This window comes from Faecalibacterium sp. Marseille-Q0746 (genome assembly GCF_017377595.1).
In the GTDB taxonomy this organism is placed as follows: domain Bacteria; phylum Bacillota; class Clostridia; order Oscillospirales; family Ruminococcaceae; genus Faecalibacterium; species Faecalibacterium duncaniae.
The window spans coordinates 37,667-56,772 of the sequence record NZ_JAFREI010000005.1 but is presented as its reverse complement, the minus strand read 5'-3'; the positions used below and the strand labels follow the sequence as shown (position 1 = coordinate 56,772).

General features: G+C 56.8%; 14 protein-coding genes and 5 tRNA genes. 11 read left to right on the top strand and 8 right to left on the bottom strand.

All coding sequences use genetic code 11. The features are described from left to right. Nucleotides 1-41: 41 nt before the first annotated feature. Nucleotides 42-1,985 (bottom strand): 1,4-alpha-glucan branching protein GlgB, encoded by a 1,944-nt coding sequence (glgB, locus tag J3351_RS04400; protein ID WP_154276378.1) that lies wholly within the window; start codon nucleotides 1,983-1,985, stop codon nucleotides 42-44. 196 nt (nucleotides 1,986-2,181) lie between these two features. Here glgB and J3351_RS04395 point away from each other — a divergent pair, with 196 nt between their 5' ends. From J3351_RS04395 to J3351_RS04385, 3 genes are all read left to right on the top strand, one after another. Continuing rightward, nucleotides 2,182-3,540 (top strand): alpha-amylase family glycosyl hydrolase, encoded by a 1,359-nt coding sequence (locus J3351_RS04395; RefSeq protein WP_207697213.1) that lies wholly within the window; start codon nucleotides 2,182-2,184, stop codon nucleotides 3,538-3,540. Nucleotides 3,541-3,597: 57 nt separating this feature from the next. Beyond that, nucleotides 3,598-4,107 (top strand): transcription repressor NadR, encoded by a 510-nt coding sequence (locus tag J3351_RS04390; protein ID WP_207697212.1) that lies wholly within the window; start codon nucleotides 3,598-3,600, stop codon nucleotides 4,105-4,107. A gap of 88 nt (nucleotides 4,108-4,195) precedes the next feature. Continuing rightward, the gene (locus J3351_RS04385; RefSeq protein ID WP_097770970.1) at nucleotides 4,196-4,732 is read left to right on the top strand and encodes a TetR/AcrR family transcriptional regulator; all 537 of its coding nucleotides are present in this window, start codon (nucleotides 4,196-4,198) and stop codon (nucleotides 4,730-4,732) included. Nucleotides 4,733-4,817: 85 nt separating this feature from the next. Here J3351_RS04385 and recG read toward each other — a convergent pair whose 3' ends face one another. The 7 genes from recG to J3351_RS04350 all read right to left on the bottom strand — a co-directional run bounded on the left by recG (nucleotide 4,818) and on the right by J3351_RS04350 (nucleotide 8,564). Then, complete coding sequence (recG, locus tag J3351_RS04380) at nucleotides 4,818-6,878, bottom strand: ATP-dependent DNA helicase RecG (RefSeq protein WP_207697211.1); 2,061 nt, start codon at nucleotides 6,876-6,878, stop codon at nucleotides 4,818-4,820. A 65-nt stretch (nucleotides 6,879-6,943) separates the two neighbouring features. Continuing rightward, nucleotides 6,944-7,948, bottom strand: a complete 1,005-nt coding sequence (locus tag J3351_RS04375) for a YhcG family protein (RefSeq protein ID WP_374222231.1) — start codon at nucleotides 7,946-7,948, stop codon at nucleotides 6,944-6,946. Nucleotides 7,949-8,052: 104 nt separating this feature from the next. After that, nucleotides 8,053-8,127 (bottom strand) — tRNA-Cys (locus J3351_RS04370). A 29-nt stretch (nucleotides 8,128-8,156) separates the two neighbouring features. Beyond that, nucleotides 8,157-8,232 (bottom strand) — tRNA-Gly (locus J3351_RS04365). A gap of 36 nt (nucleotides 8,233-8,268) precedes the next feature. Next, nucleotides 8,269-8,342, bottom strand: a tRNA-Asp gene (locus J3351_RS04360). Nucleotides 8,343-8,372: 30 nt separating this feature from the next. Further along, nucleotides 8,373-8,448: transfer RNA gene (locus J3351_RS04355), tRNA-Gly, on the bottom strand. Between the two features lie 40 nt (nucleotides 8,449-8,488). Beyond that, nucleotides 8,489-8,564, bottom strand: a tRNA-Phe gene (locus tag J3351_RS04350). Between the two features lie 326 nt (nucleotides 8,565-8,890). On the opposite strand from J3351_RS04350, the gene J3351_RS04345 reads away from it, so the two are divergent. From J3351_RS04345 to rimP, 8 genes are all read left to right on the top strand, one after another. Beyond that, a complete protein-coding gene (locus J3351_RS04345) occupies nucleotides 8,891-10,882 on the top strand; it encodes a type IIA DNA topoisomerase subunit B (RefSeq protein ID WP_097770972.1) in 1,992 nt (663 codons plus the stop codon). Nucleotides 10,883-11,066: 184 nt separating this feature from the next. Then, a complete protein-coding gene (locus J3351_RS04340) occupies nucleotides 11,067-13,316 on the top strand; it encodes a DNA gyrase subunit A (protein ID WP_207697209.1) in 2,250 nt (749 codons plus the stop codon). Between the two features lie 211 nt (nucleotides 13,317-13,527). After that, nucleotides 13,528-14,013, top strand: a complete 486-nt coding sequence (gene rlmH, locus J3351_RS04335; RefSeq protein WP_097770974.1) for a 23S rRNA (pseudouridine(1915)-N(3))-methyltransferase RlmH — start codon at nucleotides 13,528-13,530, stop codon at nucleotides 14,011-14,013. Between the two features lie 239 nt (nucleotides 14,014-14,252). Further along, a complete protein-coding gene (locus J3351_RS04330; protein ID WP_207697208.1) occupies nucleotides 14,253-15,674 on the top strand; it encodes a glycine--tRNA ligase in 1,422 nt (473 codons plus the stop codon). A gap of 498 nt (nucleotides 15,675-16,172) precedes the next feature. Next, entirely contained in the window at nucleotides 16,173-17,414 is a 1,242-nt protein-coding gene (locus tag J3351_RS04325) for an aminopeptidase (RefSeq protein WP_207697207.1), read from the top strand. Between the two features lie 222 nt (nucleotides 17,415-17,636). Continuing rightward, on the top strand, nucleotides 17,637-17,900 hold the full coding sequence (locus tag J3351_RS04320) for a hypothetical protein (protein WP_143405741.1): 264 nt from the start codon (nucleotides 17,637-17,639) through the stop codon (nucleotides 17,898-17,900). A 34-nt stretch (nucleotides 17,901-17,934) separates the two neighbouring features. After that, complete coding sequence (locus tag J3351_RS04315) at nucleotides 17,935-18,411, top strand: hypothetical protein (RefSeq protein ID WP_207697206.1); 477 nt, start codon at nucleotides 17,935-17,937, stop codon at nucleotides 18,409-18,411. 178 nt (nucleotides 18,412-18,589) lie between these two features. Continuing rightward, nucleotides 18,590-19,081: a ribosome maturation factor RimP gene (gene rimP, locus J3351_RS04310; RefSeq protein ID WP_097770978.1), complete on the top strand. Its 492-nt coding sequence runs from the start codon at nucleotides 18,590-18,592 to the stop codon at nucleotides 19,079-19,081. The last annotated feature ends 25 nt before the right edge of the window (nucleotides 19,082-19,106 follow it).

The window sequence follows — 19,106 nt, the reverse complement described above, 5'->3', positions numbered from 1 at the left end:
CCCGCCTGCATTTCAGCAGACGGGATATTTTGAATGCGATATTACTTTTTGGAATTTTGCTTTGCCGCGATGGTGGCCTTGCGCTTCTGGGCGGCGGCCTTGCGGGCAGAGGCCTGCGCGGCTTCCGGGTGGGGAGTCTCCGGCGTGATGCGGTACATCCGGCTGCCCATGGCGGGCAGATCCACGCTCAGGGTGTAGTCCCGGCCGTACACGCCGCCATCGGTGGTGTGCAGGTGTCTGGTGCGGCTGCGGTCCGCACCGTTCCAGCAGGCAGCCTCGCTGTTCAGCAGCTCATCGGCGGCGCAGGGGTACTGGAAGTAGAGCGGGAACTTTTTATGGGCGGTATTCTGGGTGTTCATCACACAGAGAATGGTCTGGCCCGCGCCCTTCCGCAGCCAGGCGTACACGCCTTCGTCCCGGCTCTCGCAGGCGATCCACTCAAAGCAGTTCGGGTTGTACTCGCCGTCGTAGAGGGCGGGCTCGGTGGCATACAGGCGGCCCAGCTCGGCAAAATATTTCTGGAAGCTGTCGTGGAAGGGATACTTCATCAGGCCCCAGTCCAGCTCCTTTTTCTCATCCCACTCCCGGAAATGCCCCAGCTCATTGCCCATAAAGTTCAGCTTTTTGCCCGGGTGGGTGTACATGTAGAAGTAAAGGGTGCGCAGCTGGGCACATTTTTCCTCGTAGGTGCCCCACAGCTTATCAATGATGGTCTTTTTGCCGTGCACCACCTCGTCGTGACTGAGTGCCAGCAGATACAGCTCATTGTAGAAATACTGCATACTGAAGGTCAGCTTGTGGTAGGCATCGGGCCGCTCACCAAAGGGTGTGGCAAAATAATCCAGCGTGTCGTGCATCCAGCCCATGTCCCACTTATAATCGAAACCGATGCCGTCGTAGCGGGTGGGGGCGGTGACCTTGAGGAAGTTGGTGGAGTCCTCAGCGGTGTAGATGCCGGTGGGCCAGCGCTCGTTCAGGCCGTGGTTCAGGTTCCGCAGGAAGGTAACAGCGCCCTCGTTCACGCCGCGGTTGGGGTCGCCCTGCCAATAAAGGGCGCGGGAGATGGCATCCATCCGGATGCCGTCGCAGTGGTAGACATCCATCCAGAGGGCAGCGGCGCTGTTCAGGAAGCTGCACACCTCCCGGCGGTAATAGTTGAAGTTGCAGGTGCCCCACTCGCTGTGGCCCACATCGCTGTCGTACTCGTAGAGGTGGGTGCCGTCAAAGTTGGCGAGCGCGTCGCCGTTGGCGGCAAAGTGGACGGGCACAAAGTCCATGATGACACCAATGCCCATCCGGTGGCAGGCGTTGACAAAGGCTGCAAAGTCGGCGGGGTCGCCGTAGCGGCTGGTGACAGAGAAGTAACCGGTGGTCTGGTAGCCCCAGCTGCCGTCAAAGGGATGTTCTGCCAGCGGCAGCAGCTCCACATGGGTGAAGCGGTGATCCAGCAGCCAGGGGATCAGCTCCCGGGCCAGCTCCCGGTAATTGTACCAGCCGTCTGAGCCGTCCTCGCGGGTGGCGTTGGGCTTGTGCTTCCAGCTGCCTGCATGGAGCTCGTAGATGTTCAGGGGCAGGTTGCGGCACTTGTCCCGCCGCTCCATCCAGCTGGAATCGTCAAAGGCAAAGTCCATCCGGGCCAGCCTGCTGGCCGTGCCGGGCCGCAGCTCAGTGGAAAAGGCGTAGGGGTCAGCCCGCATCACGGTGCTGCCATCCTTGCCGTGGATGCGGTATTTGTACAGCTCTCCCTCGGCAAGGCCGGGCACAAAGCCGCTCCACACGCCGGTGTCGGCTTTCTGCATGGGAACGCCCGGCCCCCAGCCGTCAAAGCCGCCGCAGATCTCCACAGCCACAGCCCCCGGGGCCCACACGGCAAACCGCCAGCCCTCCTGCCCAAAGTCATCCCGGCAGGGGTGCGCGCCCAGCACACGGTAGGCATCAAAGCATTCGCCCGCAAAGAACGAGCGGTCGATGGTGGGAAAGTTCATGCAGATTTCTCCTTTTCTCAACGGGATACACCCGGTCATATTTACCAATAATTTTTGATCAAAATCGTCACACTTGCTGATTTTAACGGAGACTATGTAGAGAATTTATCAAACATCCACACAATTGGCGGAGTTTGTGGTATACTGAGCCTGCCGCTGCTGGGCGGCAGAAGAAATGATATGGGAGAGAGTAACTATGGCATGGTATGATACCGCAGTTTTTTATCACATTTATCCGCTGGGCCTGTGCGGCTGTGCGCACGAAAACGACGGCCAACCCACACCGGGCGCGTTCGCAAAGCTGAACGCCTGGGCCGAGCACGCCTCCAAAGACCTGGGCTGCACGGCCATTTATATCGGCCCGCTGTTCGAGAGCGGCTCCCACGGCTATGATACCATCGATTATCGCCGGGTGGACCGCCGCCTGGGCACCAACGAGGATTTCAGGAAGTTCGTGGCCAACTGCCACGCCCGGGGCCAGAAGGTCATTGTGGACGGTGTGTTCAACCATGTGGGTCGGGACTTCTTTGCCTTCAAAGACCTGCAGGCCAACCGCGAGAACGCCCGCTATAAGGACTGGTTCTGCGATGTGAACTTCTGGGGCAACAACGAGTACAACGACGGCTTTTCTTATGGCAACTGGGGCGGCTTCAACCTGCTGGTCAAGCTGAACCAGCGCAACCCCGAGGTGCAGAACTACCATTATGACACCATCCGCTTCTGGGTCGATGCATTCGACATTGACGGCATCCGGCTGGATGCAGCGGATGTGCTGGACTTCGACTTTATGAAGGGCCTGCGCCGCCTTGCCAACGAGGTCAAGCCTGAGTTCTGGCTGATGGGCGAGGTCATCCACGGCGATTACAGCCGCTGGGCCAACCCTGAAATGCTCCATTCCGTTACCAACTATGAGCTGCACAAGGGCCTGTGGAGCGGCCACAACGACCACAACTATTTTGAGATCGCACACACCATGCGCCGTCTGCAGGGGCTCTGCCACGACACCCGGCTTTATACCTTCTCGGACAACCACGATGTGGAGCGCCTGCCCAATAAACTGCGGAACAAGGCGCACATCCGGCACATTGCAATTCTAGTATACACGCTTTGGGGCATTCCGTCCATCTATTACGGCTCCGAATTTGGCATCGAGGGCAAAAAGGAGTGGGGCAGTGACTGGCCCCTGCGCCCCTGCCTGGAGCTGGACAAATTCCGGGATGACCTGACCACCAACCCCGTCACCAGTGTGTACGCCGCATTGGGCAGGCTGAAGGCCGAATACCCGGCCCTGAGCTGGGGCGAGGTGAAGGAGCTCCAGCTGACCACTCAGTGCTATGCCTTTGCCCGGGTGCTGGATGGAAAAGCCCTCGTGGCCGTATTCAACAACGGCGACGGCCCGGCTGAGATGGAATTCCAGCTGCCGGTGGAGGCCAACGCTGCAACGGACCTGCTGGCCGATACCGTGGGCGCTGAGAATGTGATGGTCAGCCTTGCATCTGGCCGGATGAAGGTCCAGCTGCCCTCCAATTACGCCACGGTCCTGCGTCTGGATTGACAGGACACCTGTCATGCACTATTATAATAGGGAAAAATGCTGACAGGGGGAACAACAATGAACGCAGCACAGCGCCGGGAAAAGATCTTGCAACAGCTTCATGGGGCCAGCGCACCCATCAGTGCCAGTGCACTGGCCGCAAAGCTGGGGGTCAGCCGCCAGATCGTGGTGGGGGACGTGGCCCTTCTGCGGGCAGGCGGGGCCGAAATCGAGGCCACCCCGCGCGGGTATCAGTTCCACCCGACCCCCGGCGGCTACACCGGCATCCTGGCCTGTGTGCACAAGACCGCCGATGAGATGCGCACCGAGCTTTACACGGTGGTGGATCAGGGAGGCGTGGTGGTCGATGTGGCGGTGGAAAACCCGCTTTACGGCGAACTGCGGGGCAACCTGAACCTCGCCAGCCGATACGATGTGGACACCTTTATCACTCAGGCAGCCAATACCCCGGAGTGCCTGCTCAGCCGGATGACCGGCGGCGTACATCTGCACACCCTTCGCTGCCCGGATGAAGAAACATTCCAGAGGATCGAAGCCGCGCTGAGAGAGAAAGGGATTCTCTATTGATATTGTAAGAAAACTCGAACAAACTGTCTATCCCCGAAAAACGAAAAGCGTTGGATATCCAACGAAACAATGAAAGTGGTGGATTATTTTGGACATCCGCATTGAAAAGACTGACCGCGCCATCGAAAAGGCATTCATGGAGCTGCGTGCCCGCCAGCCGCTGGAGAAGATCAGGATCAAAGACCTGTGCACACTGGCCAAGGTGAACAAATCCACCTTTTATGCCCACTATGAGGATATCTATGAGCTGTCCAGCCGGTTGGAGAACAAGCTCATCCATGTCATTCTGGACAGTGTGCCCAATGTGGGGCTTACCGCTGCACACACAGAGCAGCTGACCCGTGAACTGTTCCATGCCTTTGTTCAGAACCAGGAGGCGGTGAACATCCTTTTCTCCGGGGCAAGGCAGGGGATCTTTGCCAACTGCATTGAAAAGGGTCTGCGAGACCGTCTGGCGGCCAAAGACCCCACCTTTGCAGCGGACCCCGACCGGGGCATCCTGCTTTCCTTCTGCGTGCAGGGCTGCTTCTATGCCTTTGCCAACAACAGCGGCCAGATGGACGTGGAACATCTGGTCGATCTGCTGGCTGTGATCGCCAAAGCGGCGCAAAGCCTGAACCGATGACAGAATCGTAATAATGAGAAAGGCTCCTGCTTTTGCAGGAGCCTTTCTCATTTAAAATACATGGAAACCGGTTCTTTTTATTGTTTTAATTCATGGCTCCAGCCTTTGTGAACATCTGTTCGACCTGCGCGGCGAGCAGGCTGTGCTCCGGCGCTTCCAGCAGGGGGTCTGCGGCCAGCAGAGCGGCGGCCTCGGCCTGCGCGGCGTGAAGGGTGCGGGTGTCATTCATCAGGTCGGCGATCTGCAGGGTGGGCAGGCCGTGCTGGCGACTGCCGAAAAAGTCGCCGGGGCCGCGGGTCTCAAGGTCGAACTGCGCCACGGCAAAGCCGTCCGAGGTGGAGCAGAGGAACTTGAGCCGCTTCTGGACGCTCTCGGCGGTGTTGTCGCTGACAAGGAAGCACCAGCTCTCGGCGGCACCCCGGCCCACGCGGCCCCGCAGCTGGTGCAGGGCACTCAGGCCGTAGCGCTCGGCATTCTCGATGACCATGACGGTGGCGTTGGGAACATCCACGCCCACCTCGATGACAGTGGTGGATACCAGTGCGTCCAGCCGGCCGGCTTTGAAATCGTCCATTACAGCGGCTTTCTCCTTTGGCTTGAGCTTACCGTGCATCAGGCCGACCCGGCGGTCGGGGAGAAGGGCTTTGGCAATGTCCTCGTAGTAACTCTTCACGGCGTTCAGCCCGCCGTCCGGCGTGTCCTCGATGGCGGGGCAGACGATATATACCTGCCGTCCGGCTCCGATCTCCCGGTCAAGAAAGCCGTAGAGATCCCGCCGCTTTTTTCCGGTGATGCACCGGGTCTTGACGGGCTTGCGGCCCGGGGGCAGCTCATCGAGAATGGAAATGTCCAGATCACCGTAGATCAGCAGGCCCAATGTGCGTGGAATGGGCGTGGCGCTCATCACCAGCAGATGGGGGTTCGCGGCCTTTTCGGCCAGCATTCCGCGCTGGCGCACGCCGAAGCGATGCTGCTCGTCCACCACAGCCAGACCCAGCCGGGCAAACTCCACGCCCTCGCTCAGGATGGCGTGGGTGCCCACCACAAGGTCGGCTTCGTCACTGCGGATGGCAGCCAGCGTGGTGCGGCGGGCGGCGGCCTTCATGCCGCCGGTCAGCAGGGCCACACGCATCCCGAAGGGGGCCAGCATCCGGTTCAGATTCTCTGCGTGCTGGGCGGCAAGGATCTCGGTGGGGGCCAGCAGGGCCGCCTGATATCCGCTGCGGATGCAGGCCCAGATGGCGGCGGCGGCAACCAGCGTTTTGCCGCTGCCCACATCGCCCTGCAAAAGGCGGTTCATGGAGGTGCTGCCGGACAGATCGGTCAGAATTTCGTCTACGGCCCGGCGCTGGGCACCGGTGGGGGAGAAGGGGAGCGATGCCCAGAAGGGGGACGGGTCGAGCCGCTGCATGGGTGCACCGGTGGAGGCGCTGCCCCGGTTCTTCATTCGTCCAATGCCCAACTGGAGCACCAGCAGCTCCTCGTAGATGAGCCGCCGCCGGGCTGCAAAAGCCTCCTCCTCCGTGGCAGGGCAGTGGATGGCCCGCACGGCATCGGCCTTGGAGAGCAGGCGGTATTTTTTCAGCATCTCCTCTGGCAGCGGGTCGGGCAGGAGTTCCGCATGGGGGAGCAGCTGCCGGATGCATTTTGCAATCACGGTGCTGGAAAGCCCCTCGGTCTGGGGGTAAACGGCCTCGAAGGGAGCGGCGGTGATCTGTGCCGCCGTGCGCACCTGCGGGTTGACCATCTGACGGCGAAGCATCCCGCCGGTCACGATGCCCTCAAAATAGTATTCCTGCCCCAGCTCCAGCTTCTGGGTGGCATAGGGATTGTTGAACCAGGTGATCTCCAGGCTGGAAACATCATCCCCGGCGGTGATGCGCTCCATCCGCCGCCCGCCCGGCAGGATGCGCCCGGCAGGTTTGGCGAACACCTCGGCCTTCACCACGCACTCGGTGTCTGGCGGGGCCTCGGCAATGGAGTAGGGACGGGAAAAATCGATGTACCGCCGGGGATAGTGGCAGAGCAGATCGGCCAGTGTCACGATGCCCAGTTTCTCAAACCGCTCGGCGGTCTTGGGCCCCACGCCCTTGAGGTAGCGCACCGGCGTGTCCGGGGTCAGGGTGGTGTGATGTTCAGCGGGCATGGCAGGCCCTCCTTTCCGCAAAAATAGTATCCCCATTGTAACACGGGAACGGGGAAAAATCTGCCTTACAAAATTCGCTTTTGAAGATCCTCAACAGAAGGCAGCTGCTTTTCAAACTCTTCCGGCAGGCAGCTTGTGATACGGTATGCGCTGACTCCGATGGGTTTGCTCATATCTTTAAGGGAGTACTCTGCAACCAGATCGTTCTTGCTTTTGCAGAGAAGAAGGCCGATGGAAGGGTGATCCTGCTCTTTTTTCAGTAATCCATCTACCGCAGAAAGATAGAAATTGAGCTGTCCGGCATACTCTGGTTTGAATTCACCGGTTTTCAATTCGATCACAACATAACAGCGCAGGCTCAGATTATAAAACAGCAGGTCGATATAAAAATCATCACCGCCGACATTCAGATGATATTGGTTGCCCAGAAAAGCAAAGCCAGTGCCCAGCTCCAGCAAAAGTTTGGTGACATCTTTGACAAGAGCCTGCTCGATATCCCGCTCAAGCATATTTTCTTTCAAAGGGATAAAATCAAAGAGATAGGGGTCTTTCATCGTTTGCAAGGCAAGCTCACTTTGCGAGGCGGGCAGACGAGCTTCAAAATTTGTGATTTTTGATGCAATGGCCTGACGTTGATATAATCCGCTCTCGATCTGATGAATCAAAACGTTCCGAGACCAACCGTTTTCAATAACTTTTTCAGCGTACCATAGGCGTTCTTCTGGTGAGGAAAGCTTATCCAGGAGAACGGTATTGTGTCCCCACGGAATTTGTGCAACAGGCTGTTGCACAAATTCCTCGTCAGGGTAAGCAAGTGCAAATTTTGCCATATACTTCAAGTTCCGAACGGAATAACCGGAAGCGTCCGGAAAAGCAAGTTTGATATCGGCAGAAAGGCTTTCAATGAATTTGCTGCCCCAGGTCTTATGTGCATTGATCGTATTGCCGATCGTATGATAGAGAAGCAGAAGCTCCCGGTTGACACTGACAGATGCGCGATACTGCGCCGCGCGAATTTCCTGCTTGATGGATTCAACGGTATTCAGATATTCGCTGGAATTCAAGAGCACTTTGCCGGCCCCCTTCGCAAAAATAGTATCCCCATTGTAACACGGGAACGAGGAAAAGAAAAGCAAAACAAAAAATCCCGGAAGCCGCAGCTTCCGGGAACTTTTGGAGGTGACGACCAGATTTGAACTGGTGGATGAGGGTTTTGCAGACCCTTGCCTTACCACTTGGCCACGTCACCATATTTGGAGTGAATATTTCCACTCCATTTGGAGCGGCCGACGAGGCTCGAACTCGCTACCTCCACCTTGGCAAGGTGGCGCTCTACCAGATGAGCTACGGCCGCATATTGGTGCATTTACCCTTGCACCACAGGGAAAGACGACCCGGATCGGGCTCGAACCGACGACCCCCAGCGTGACAGGCTGGTGCTCTAACCAACTGAGCTACCGGGCCATATCCGGAGTGATTATTACCACTCCGTTATGGAGCGGCCGACGAGGCTCGAACTCGCTACCTCCACCTTGGCAAGGTGGCGCTCTACCAGATGAGCTACGGCCGCATATCAGAGGAACAGGAGTAATTCTTGTTCTTCTGAAAGGTGGTGCCTCCGATCGGAATCGAACCAATGACACGGGGATTTTCAGTCCCCTGCTCTACCGACTGAGCTACAGAGGCGCACCGGACGATGATTATTATACCTGAAATTTTGATTTTGTAAAGGGGTAAATTCAAAATTTTTGAAAAAAACTGAAACTTTTTTCGTTTTATGCGTTTCAACGCGCAAAATAAGAATGACTTTCTGGGCTTTTTTCTGCCGAATCAGGAGGACAAGAAATCTGCCCGAAGAAATTGACAAGTAATACAACCTATGGTTTAATAAAAGAAAAGAACACCGACGCTTTTGCTCTTTACACATCGCTTATACTTATTATAAGGGAAAGAGCAAAGGCGTTTTGATTTGACGACCTGCTCATTACAAGAGAACAGGCCCGGAGGACAGCATGGCAAGAAAACAGGAATATGGCAACGAAAGCATTACTTCGCTGAAGGGTGCCGACCGTGTGCGCAAGCGCCCGGCCGTCATCTTTGGCTCAGACGGCGTGGAGGGCTGCGCCCACTCTATTTTTGAGATCGTCTCCAACTCCATCGATGAAGCCCGCGATGGCCACGGCGATACCATCAATGTGACCCGCTGCAAGGACGGCAGCGTGATCGTGGAGGACTTTGGCCGCGGTATGCCCGTGGACTGGAACAACGGCGAGGGCCGCTACAACTGGGAGCTGCTGTTCTGTGAGATGTACGCGGGCGGCAAATACGGTGAGGGCGAGGATAACTACGAGTTCAGCCTGGGCCTGAATGGCCTGGGCCTGTGTGCCACCCAGTACGCTTCTGCCTGGATGACCGCCGATATCTACCGCGACGGCTTTCATTACCACCTCGACTTCAAAAAGGGTGAGAACGTGGGCGGCCTGCAGAAGGAACCCTACAAGGGTCGCCGTACCGGCAGCATCATCCACTGGAAGCCCGACGATGAGGTGTTTACGGACATTGACGTGCCCGGCAGCTACTATAAGGATGTGCTGCGCCGTCAGGCCGTGGTCAACGCGGGCCTGACCCTGAACTTTACGGACGAAAAGGAGAAGGACCCCGCCACCGGCAAGCCCTGGAAGGAGAGCTGGTGCTACCAGAACGGCATCGCCGACTATGTGCAGGAGGTGGCAGGAGAGGATACCCTGACCCCGGTGTTCAGCTGCGAAAGCGAGGCCTCCGGCCGTGACCGTGAGGATCAGCCGGATTATAAAGTGCGGATGAGCGCTGCCTTCTGCTTCTCCAATAAGGTGCAGCTGCTGGAATACTATCACAACTCCTCCTGGCTGGAACACGGCGGCAGCCCCGAGCACGCCGTCCGCACGGCTTTTGTCTACCAGATCAACAAATACCTGAAGGACAAGAACCTCTATAAGAAGGGCGAGAGCGCCATCAGCTTCCAGGATGTGCAGGACTGCCTGGTCTACGTCTCGTCCAGCTTCTCCACCCGTACCAGCTACGAAAACCAGACCAAGAAGGCCATTACGAACAAGTTCGTCTCGCAGGCCATGACTGATTTCCTCAAGCACTATCTGGAGGTCTACTTCCTTGAAAAGCCGGAGGAGGCCCAGAAGATCTGCCAGCAGGTGCTGGTGAACAAGCAGAGCCGTGAGCACGCCGAAAAGACCCGCCAGAGCATCAAAAAGACGCTCTCCACCCAGATCGATCTGGCCAACCGGGTGCAGAAGTTCGTGGACTGCCGCACCAAGGATGCTTCCCGCCGGGAGCTCTACATTGTGGAGGGCGATTCCGCTATGGGCGCGGTCAAGCAGAGCCGCGACAGTGAATATCAGGCCATCATGCCCATCCGCGGCAAGATCCTGAACTGCCTGAAGGCCGATTACGCCCGCATCTTCAAGTCCGATGTCATCGTGGACCTTATCAAGGTCATGGGCTGCGGCGTGGAACTGGGCGGCAAGCATAACAAGGAACTTGCCACCTTCAACATCGATAACCTGCGCTACAATAAGATCGTCATCTGTACCGATGCTGACGTGGACGGCTACCAGATCCGCACGCTGGTGCTGACCATGCTCTACCGGCTGACCCCCACTCTGATCAACGAGGGCTATGTCTATATCGCGGAATCGCCGCTGTATGAGATCACCACAAAGGATCACACCTATTTTGCCTACACCGAGCCGGAAAAGGCAGCTTTCCTGAAGGAGATCGGCGACAAAAAGTATACCATCCAGCGCTCCAAAGGTCTGGGCGAAAATGACCCCGAGATGATGTGGCTGACCACCATGAACCCCGAGAGCCGCCGCCTGATCAAGGTGCTGCCCACGGACGTGGAGGAAACGGCCCGGGTGTTTGACCTGCTGCTGGGAGATAACCTTGCCGGACGCAAAGAACATATTGCACAGCACGGCGCGGAATATCTGGATGATCTGGATGTGAGCTGACGAGATAAACCCCTCCGTCAATGCTTTGCATTGCCACCTCCCCTAGTAGGGGAGGCCCTGGCGTTGCGGAACGCCCTGCGAGTTCCCCTCTATGCCAAGGGCCCCACTATTAGGGGAGCTGTCGAGCGTATGCGAGACTGAGGGGTTGGATCCGGGATATAGATGCTGATATAGAGGAGCAAAAATGGCAAAACGAACAACCAAAAAAACGACCAGGCCTGTCCGCCCGCAGCTGGGCGACGGCGTTGAGATCCTGAACGCGGGCAGTGTGCTGGAAGATCCCATCACCAGCACGCTGGAGACCAACTATATGCCCTACGCGATGAGCGTCATCGTTTCCCGCGCCCTGCCCGAGATCGATGGCTTCAAGCCCGCCCACCGCAAGCTGCTGTACACCATGTACGGGATGGGTCTGCTGAAGGGTGCCCGCACCAAGTCGGCCAACATCGTGGGCAGCACCATGCACCTGAATCCCCACGGTGATGCCGCCATCTACGATACCATGGTGCGCATGGGCCGGGGCAACGAGAGCCTGCTGGTGCCCTTTGTGGACAGCAAGGGCAACTTCGGCAAGGCGTACAGCCGGGATATGTCCTGCGCCGCTGCCCGTTATACCGAGGCCAAGCTCGAGGGTGTCTGCGAGGAACTGTTCCGGGATATCGATAAGGAGACCGTGGACTTTGTGCCCAACTACGACGGAACCACCACCGAGCCGACCCTGCTGCCCGTGACCTTCCCCACCATTCTGGCCAACAATACCCTGGGCATTGCAGTCGGCATGGCCTGCAACATCTGCTCCTTCAATCTGGCAGAGCTGTGCGCCACCACCGTGGCCCTGATGAAGGATCCCAAACACGATATCTCCACCACCATGCCCGCCCCGGATTTCGTGGGCGGCGGCCAGATCCTGTACGATGAGGCCCAGATGCGGGAGGTCTATGAGAATGGCCGGGGCAGCATCAAGGTGCGTGCCCGGTACAATGTGGTGCCCGGCGAGAATATGCTGGAGATCACGCAGATCCCGCCCACCACCACTGTGGAAGCCATCATGGACAAGATCGCCGAATTGGTCAAGGCGGGCAAGATCAAAGAGATCAGCGATATGCGGGATGAGACTGACCTGAACGGCCTCAAGCTGACCCTTGACCTCAAGCGCGGCGTGGACCCGGAAAAGCTGATGGCCAAGCTCTACAAGACCACCCCGCTGGAGGACAGCTTCAGCTGCAACTTCAATGTGCTGGTGTCCGGTCAGCCCCGGGTCATGGGCGTGCGGGAGATCCTGCAGGAGTGGACAGCCTTCCGGATGGAGTGTGTCCGCCGCCGCACCTACTATGATCTCCACGGCAAGGAAAAGCGGCTCCACCTGCTCAAGGGCCTTGCGGCCATTCTGCTGGATATCGATAAGGCCATTCATATCATCCGCACCACCGAGGAGGAGACCGAGGTGGTGCCCAACCTGATGATCGGCTTTGGCATCGACGAGGTGCAGGCCGACTATGTGGCTGAGATCAAGCTGCGTCACCTGAACCGGGAGTATATCCTCAAGCGGACGGGTGAGATCGAACAGCTGGAAAAGGACATTGCCGACCTGAACGATATTCTGGCAAAGCCTGCCCGCATCCGCCGCATCATCATCAATGAGCTGAACGATGTGGCCAAAAAGTACGCCCAGCCCCGCCGCAGCGAGATCCTGTATGATCTGCCCGAGGAGGAGAGCGGTGCCGAAGAGGAATCCATCCCGGATTATCCCGTTACCGTGTTCTTCACCCGTGAGGGCTACCTGAAAAAGATCCCGCCCCAGAGCCTGCGCACCGCCGGTGCCCACAAGCTGAAAGAGGGCGATGAGATCATCCATCAGGTGGAGACGCGGAACAATGTGGAGGCCCTCTTCTTTACCGACAAACAGCAGGTGTACAAGGTGCGCCTGAACGAGCTGGAGGACGGCAAGGTGGCCCAGATGGGCATCTACCTGCCGGGCCGTCTGGGAATGGATGAGGGCGAGAACATCCTCGCTATGGTCATCACGGGCGATTACAGCGGCTATGTCCTTTTCTTCTTTGCGGGGGGCAAGTGCGCAAAGATCCCGCTGGCCTCTTACGCCACCAAGCAGAACCGCCGCAAGCTGCTCAAGGCCTACTCCGACAAGGAGCCGCTGGCAAAGCTGCTCTTCCTGCCCGAGGACACGGAGCTGGTCATCCGCACCAGCGCAGGCCGGATGCTGCTGGTCAACACGGCGCAGATCGCTGCCAAGACCACCCGCGACAGCCAGGGTGTTGCTGTTGTGACCCTGAAAAAGAGCCAGACCATTGCATCTGTCGTCCCGGCGGAAACGCTGGAGCTTGCCAACCCCCACCGCTACCGTGTCCGCAGCCTGCCCGCCACCGGCGCGCTCATCCGCGCCGAGGACGAGGGCGAGCAGCTGACAATGCTGTAAAAAACTCCCCCAGTCTCGCATTCGCTCGACAGCCCCCTCTAGGATGGGGCCTTTGGCATGGCGGGAAAGCTTTTGCTTGAATTGCAAAGTATCCGGTTTCGCCAGAGGCTCCCTCTCCGAGGGAGCTGGCACGGCGTAAGCCGTGACTGAGGGAGTTCAAGCAGTAGCGGAGACAATTTTAAATCGTTTATCCTGAAAAGAGGAAGCTGTAATGCAGAATATTGACCTGATCTGTATTGGTAAAATGAACGCAAAATATTTTGCCGAGGGCGTGGCAGAGTACCAGAAGCGTCTGGCTGCCTTTGCGGCATTCCGGATCATCGAGCTGCCGGAGGAAAAGATCGAGGAGAAAAATGCCTCCGATGCTGTGGTGAAAAAAGCACTGGAGAAGGAAGGAAAAGCTATCCTCTCCAATGTGCGCAAGGGTGCTGCCATCGTTGCCATGTGCATTGAGGGCAGGCAGATCTCCTCCGATGAGCTGGCGCAGTTCCTGGCCGACCGCGCAAACAGCGGGGCAGGGGATGTGGCGTTCGTCATCGGCTCCTCCCACGGCCTGTCCGATGAAGTGAAGAAAGCCGCAGCCCTCAGATTCAGTATGGGCCGCATCACCATGCCCCATCAGCTGGCCCGCCTGGTGCTGACCGAACAGATCTACCGGGCCTGTACCATCAATGCCGGTATGAAGTATCATAAGTAAAACTTGCAAAGAGAAACAGAGGACGGAACAGGCAGCCGTCGCCCGGTGTTAGGAGATGCGGGAAACGTCACCCCGCCTGTTTCTCAGAAAGAAAGGGCCGTTGCAGAAATGCAGCGGCCTTTTGCTTTACAAAAATAAGAAAACATGGTAAAGTAGAGATACGCGGCAGTGGGGAAAGCTGCCCGAAACAACACACACGACACGGCAAGCCAGCCGCGGACGGAAAGGATGTTATTACAATGGAACAGAGCGAAAAGACCCTTGATATGATCGTCAATCTTTGCAAGAACCGTGGTTACGTGTTCCCCGGTTCTGAGATCTATGGCGGTCTTGCCAACAGCTGGGACTACGGTCCCCTGGGCGTTGAGTTCAAGAACAACGTCAAGAAAGCATGGCTGAAGAAGTTTGTCCAGGAGAGCCCCTACAATGTGGGCCTGGATGCTGCCATCATTATGAACCCCCAGACCTGGGTGACCACCGGCCACGTTTCCAGCTTCTCTGACCCCCTGCTGGACTGCCGTGCCTGCAAGGCCCGCCACCGCGCCGATAAGCTGATCGGTGAGGAGCATCCCGAGGTCAATGTGGATGCCATGAGCTTTGATGAGATGGATCAGTTCATCGCCGACCACGAGGACATCGTCTGCCCTGTCTGCGGCAAGCATGACTTCACCCCCATCCGCAAGTTCAACCTGATGTTCAAGACTGCCATCGGTGTTACCGAAGACAGCTCTTCTACCTGCTACCTGCGCCCCGAGACCGCACAGGGCATTTTCGTCAACTTTGCCAACATCCAGCGCACCACCCGCCGCAAGCTGCCTTTTGGTGTCTGCCAGGTGGGCAAGGCCTTCCGCAACGAGATCACCCCGGGCAACTTCACCTTCCGCACCCGTGAGTTCGAGCAGATGGAGTGCGAGTTCTTCTGCAAGCCCGGCACCGATCTGGAGTGGTTTGCTTACTGGAAGAACTACTGCGAGAACTGGCTGCTGAGCCTGGGCATCAAGAAGGAGCATCTGCGCCTGCGTGACCACGAGCCCGCAGAGCTGGCCTTCTACAGCCGTGCCACCACCGATATCGAGTATGCCTTCCCGTTCACCGACTGGGGCGAGCTGTGGGGCATTGCAGACCGCACCAACTACGACCTGACCCGCCATCAGGAGGCCTCCGGCAAGAGCCTGGAGTACTTCGACAGCGAGACCAACGAGCACTACATCCCCTACGTGATCGAGCCCTCTCTGGGCTGCGACCGTGTGGCACTGGCTTTCCTGTGCGAGGCTTACGATGAGGAGCATCTGGTCGATGCCAAGGGCAAGGAAGATGTCCGCACCGTCCTGCGTCTGCATCCGGCTCTGGCTCCCTACAAGTGTGCTGTGCTGCCCCTGAGCAAGAAGCTGGGCGACAAGGCCATGGAGATTCGTAACGAGCTGAGCAAGTACTTCATGGTGGACTACGATGATACCGGTTCCATCGGCAAGCGTTACCGCCGCGAGGATGAGATCGGCACTCCCTACTGCATCACCGTGGACTTCGACACCGTGGGTGACGAGGCCAAGGGGATCGCAGCTGACAACTGCGTCACCGTCCGCGACCGTGACACCATGGAGCAGGTGCGTATGCCCATCTCCGAGCTCAAGAGCTATATCGAGAGCAAGATCGAGTTCTGATCCAAATAAAAACAGCCCCGCCGTTGCAATTTCGGCGGGGCTGTGGTATATTATAGATAAAGAGAGTGCTGTCCGGCAAACGGTCAGTACCTTCCCGGCAAGTTATTCACAAAGAATGACCGCTCAAGTTTGGACGCTGAGGGCGGTCATTTTTTGTGTGTAAAGATTTTCCATGCGATATCGAACACGCCAAAGCCGACGGTTGCAAGCAACGTCAGCAGGGCTAAAGTTTCCAATAGCGTCATAGAGCATCACCCCTTTCGCAGCAGAGCGTCAGGGGCACGACAAAAAATATTCGCCTCCCCGACGCTTGGGCCGGAAAGGTTAGACCGCTTACCGTATGTGGACAGCACTCCCAAGGTTAGTATAGCAGACGTTTCCCCGTTTTTCAACGCCGGAAGCGTCTGTTTTCTTTTATCCGATGGACAGAATTGAAAAAAGAGGGTATACTTAGGGCAAAACAACCATGCCGTTTCTTGCGGCAGAAAGGAACCTTTTGTGAAAAACTTTGATGAACTGCTCAAAAAATACGCTGACTTTATCGTCCGGGTGGGCGTGAACCCTCAGCCGGGCCAGACCATGATCATCCGCTGCCCGTTGGAGGCTGCCCCGCTGGCCCGCCTGTGTGTGCGCAGCGGCTTTGAGGCCGGTGCCCGTGATGTTCAGGTGGACTGGAGCGACAATGCCGTATCCCGCACCCGGATGGAGCTGGGCAGCGAGGAAGCCCTGACCGACAGCAAGCCCTACCAGCTGCGCCGCTACCTCGACTACGCAGAGAGCGAGGGCAGTGTCTGCGTGCTGCACCTCATTGCGGATGACCCCGAGGTCTACGCCGGTCTGGATGGTGCCAAGATCAGCCGTGTGAACGCCGCCAACCGGAAATTTATGGCTCCTTGGCGGGAGTACACCATGAATGACAGGGTGCAGTGGTCCATTGCCGCCATGCCCAGCGCCCCCTGGGCAAAGAAGATGTTCCCCGAGCTGGATACGGATGCCGCCATCGAGAAGCTGTGGCAGCTCATCTTTGATGTCTGCCGCGTGACCGGCGGTGACCCCGTCAACGAGTGGAAGGCACATCTGGACCGTCTGACCAGTCTGGGTGAGAAGATGAATGCCCTTGATCTGGAGAGCGTCCACTTTGAGAGCGCCAACGGCACTGACCTGACCGTGGGCCTGGCCGAACAGGCCAGCTGGGAGAGCGCCGGCAGCAAGAACGAGAAGGGCGTGTTCTTCCTGCCCAACATCCCCACCGAGGAAGTGTTCACCGCTCCCCACAAGGATAAGGTGGACGGCATCGTCTACGGCACCAAGCCCTATGTGTTCAATGGTCAGCTCATCAAGGGATTCCATGTTACCTTCAAGGATGGCAAGGTCGTTGAGCATGGAGCCGAGGAGGGCGCTGACCTGCTGGGCCGGCTGCTGGATACCGATGAGGGTGCCCGCCATATCGGTGAGGTGGCACTGGTGCCCGCATCCAGCCCCATCAACCGCAGCGGCGCGCTGTTCTACAGCACCCTGTTCGATGAGAATGCTGCCTGCCACATCGCCTTTGGTGCCAGCTACCCCGGCACCACCGAGGGCGGCACCGGCCTGACCAAGGAGCAGCTGGAAGAGCGCGGCATGAACCAGTCCACCATCCATGAGGATGTGATGATCGGTGCAGAGGACAGCCATATCACCGGCAAGTGCCGTGACGGCCGTGTGGTGGAACTGTTCCGGAACGGTGTCTGGGTGCTGTAATCGTTCAATATAAATAATTCGTTAAATCCTTACAGTCTGTGATTAGTCTGTAAGGATTTTTGCTTATTTAGAACGACTAGAAACTCGATAATTGTATGAATGCACAAAAGATATTTCACATGAAAGAAAAATATTGACATCAAAAAAAGGGGATGTTATACTTTTACTATAAAAAGTGCACTTTGACCGAACCACAAGACAAGATGAAAGGATGGAAATGCTATGAAGCGTTTGATGATGTTCCTATTGACCTTGGCTATGGTATGTACGATGGGCGTGATTTCTTTTGCAGAAGGAAATATCGCTCCGCATGATTTATCTCCGGAACCGATTATACCGGATGTATGCAGCCATTTGTATAGCTTTAAGTATGCTACAAGTGTATCGGAAACGGACCCGAAGACGGGTAGAACATATACGGTTACTACGGAGTATTATGTCTGCACAAATTGCGGTGCAGAATATATTGTGACCACGTATAAGTGATATTAATATGGGTAAGAGAAAGGAGATGCAAACTATGAAACGATTGACAGCGGTGCTATTAAGCCTTTTACTGGTTATATCTGTTGGTGCAACGGCTTTTGCGGCGTTTGACACCTCCAGAATCGATCAATATTTTGAAACAGAGACCCAGAAACGGATTGACAGTATGCTGGAGCTGGTTCTGGGAAAAGAAAAGACAGAAGAACTTGTTGAAACTTCAAGAACTTCCAGCTATGATTTTACGCAAGTGGAAGCGTATGTAAATCAGCATGTGGCGCAGCAGTCGAGCGAAATGTTCCGTTTGATTGAAGCGGCAGAACAAAAAGCACGTGATGTATCCCCGGAACCGATTATACCTGATACCTGCAAGCATAATTATGATCTTGATAAGGTTGTCCGGGAGGAATTCCGGAATATGCCGATTGGAAGAGATTTTATCAAGGTGACTTATTATTATGTCTGTACCAAGTGTGGAGATACAAAAACAGAAGTGGAAACCTATGATGCATAAGAAGATTGTGAGAAGGTTTTGATTCTTGAAGTGCTGTGGTACGGCAAAGGATAAGGCAAAATTTCACGAAACCCCCTTGCATAATTACCGGAAGTATGCTATATTCTAATAGTACGATATAACTTTTACTGAAACGTGGGCCGCAAGGTCCGCGTTTCTTGTTTGTTTGGAGGTTTTTATGGCGAAGCAGTCTGGCGGAAATACCGCCCAGAGAGTCGAAGCGCTTGTCCGCCCCACTGTGGAGGGCATGGGCCTGCGCCTGTGGGACGTGGTCTTTGAAAAGGAAGGGCCGGACTGGTATCTCCGTGTCCTCATCGACAAAACGGACGGCACTACCATGGACACCGACACCTGTGCCGATGTCTCCCATGCGCTGGACCCCATCCTGGATGAGGCGGACCCCATTGAACAGAGCTATTATCTGGAAGTCGGCAGCCCCGGCCTGGGCCGCAAGCTGACCCGCCCGGAGCACTACGAAGCCGTTCGGGGCCAGAAGATCAGCGTCAGGCTGTACCGGGCCAACGAGAACGGTGTTAAGGAGTTTTCCGGCCTCCTGACTTCCCGCGAAGGCAATACCATCACGCTCGAAGGCCCGGCCGGCCCCATGCAGTTCGAGCTTTCCGCCGTCAGCACGGTGCGCCTGTGTGACGACGAGGACCTGTTTGATTAAAAGAGAAAGAATGATATTTAGGAGG

Excerpts from the sequence above, each read along its gene's own strand:
- recG (WP_207697211.1), bottom strand. The coding sequence starts at position 6,878 with ATGCCCGCTGAACATCACACCACCCTGACCCCGGACACGCCGGTGCGC.
- rlmH (WP_097770974.1), top strand. The coding sequence starts at position 13,528 with ATGCAGAATATTGACCTGATCTGTATTGGTAAAATGAACGCAAAATAT.
- J3351_RS04345 (WP_097770972.1), top strand. The coding sequence starts at position 8,891 with ATGGCAAGAAAACAGGAATATGGCAACGAAAGCATTACTTCGCTGAAG.
- J3351_RS04390 (WP_207697212.1), top strand. The coding sequence starts at position 3,598 with ATGAACGCAGCACAGCGCCGGGAAAAGATCTTGCAACAGCTTCATGGG.
- glgB (WP_154276378.1), bottom strand. The coding sequence starts at position 1,985 with ATGAACTTTCCCACCATCGACCGCTCGTTCTTTGCGGGCGAATGCTTT.
- J3351_RS04315 (WP_207697206.1), top strand. The coding sequence starts at position 17,935 with ATGAAACGATTGACAGCGGTGCTATTAAGCCTTTTACTGGTTATATCT.
- J3351_RS04395 (WP_207697213.1), top strand. The coding sequence starts at position 2,182 with ATGGCATGGTATGATACCGCAGTTTTTTATCACATTTATCCGCTGGGC.
- J3351_RS04340 (WP_207697209.1), top strand. The coding sequence starts at position 11,067 with ATGGCAAAACGAACAACCAAAAAAACGACCAGGCCTGTCCGCCCGCAG.
- J3351_RS04330 (WP_207697208.1), top strand. The coding sequence starts at position 14,253 with ATGGAACAGAGCGAAAAGACCCTTGATATGATCGTCAATCTTTGCAAG.
- J3351_RS04320 (WP_143405741.1), top strand. The coding sequence starts at position 17,637 with ATGAAGCGTTTGATGATGTTCCTATTGACCTTGGCTATGGTATGTACG.
- rimP (WP_097770978.1), top strand. The coding sequence starts at position 18,590 with ATGGCGAAGCAGTCTGGCGGAAATACCGCCCAGAGAGTCGAAGCGCTT.